This window comes from Streptomyces longispororuber, from assembly GCF_014656095.1.
Lineage (GTDB): Bacteria > Actinomycetota > Actinomycetes > Streptomycetales > Streptomycetaceae > Streptomyces > Streptomyces longispororuber.
Genome location: NZ_BNBT01000334.1, coordinates 1 through 905 on the forward strand (window position 1 = coordinate 1; position 905 = coordinate 905).

At 68.6% G+C, this 905-nt stretch carries 1 protein-coding gene; it reads left to right on the plus strand.

Features of this window, described 5'->3' with window-relative positions:
• The first annotated feature begins 41 nt into the window (after positions 1–41).
• A protein-coding gene (locus tag IE330_RS38505; RefSeq protein WP_373314846.1) for an IS5 family transposase occupies positions 42–886 on the plus strand; the annotation gives its coding sequence in 2 pieces (ribosomal slippage) (positions 42–372 and positions 372–886; 846 coding nt in all).
• The last annotated feature ends 19 nt before the right edge of the window (positions 887–905 follow it).

The following is a 905-nucleotide window of genomic DNA, read 5'->3' on the forward strand; positions in this document are numbered from 1 at the left end:
CTAGGCCGTTTCCTTCGGATCGTCTGATCGTTGGTTGGTGTGTGTCGTTGACTGACGCCCAGTGGGCGAGGATCGAGCCGTTGCTGCCGGACCGGGCCCCTCGGCGGGGTGGGCGGTGGCGTGATCACCGGCAGGTGATCGACGCGATCGCGTTCAAGTACCGCACGGGTACGCCGTGGATGGACCTGCCCGAGCACTTCGGTTCGTGGAAGGGGGCCCACAACCGGCTGCGGAAGTGGGCCGCCGACGGCACCTGGGAGAAGGTCTTCACCGCCCTGCTGGCCCAGGCCGACGCCGAAGGTGACCTCGACTGGATCGTCGCGGTCGACTCCACGATCGTCCGCGCTCACCAGCATGCTGCCGGGGCCCGGCAAAAGGGGCCCCGGCTGGTGAGCCGGCCGACCATGCCCTCGGACGTTCCCGCGGCGGGCTGACCACCAAGATCCACCTTGCCGCAGACAGCCGCTGCCGGCCGCTCGCCTTCGTCCTCACTCCCGGCCAGGCCGGCGATGCACCCGCTTTCCCCAAGGTCATGGCCAGCCTGCGGGTGCCGCGACGGGTCGGCCGGCCCAGGACCACACCGGAGATGGTCCTGGCCGACAAGGCCTACTCCTCCCGCGCAATCCGGACCTATCTCCGCAGGCGCGGGATCCGGACGGTGATCCCCCAGCCCTCCGACCAGGTCGCCAAGCGCAAGAACCGAGGCCGATCAGGCGGCCGCCCGCCTGCCTTCGACCGCGAGGCCTACAAGCAGCGCAACATCGTCGAGCGATGCATCAGCAAGCTCAAGCAGTGGCGCGGTCTGGCCACCCGATACGACAAGACCGCCACCATCTACCTCGCCGGACTCCACATCGCGGCCATCTTCATCTGGTCGGCACGATGATCCGAAGGAAACGGCCTAG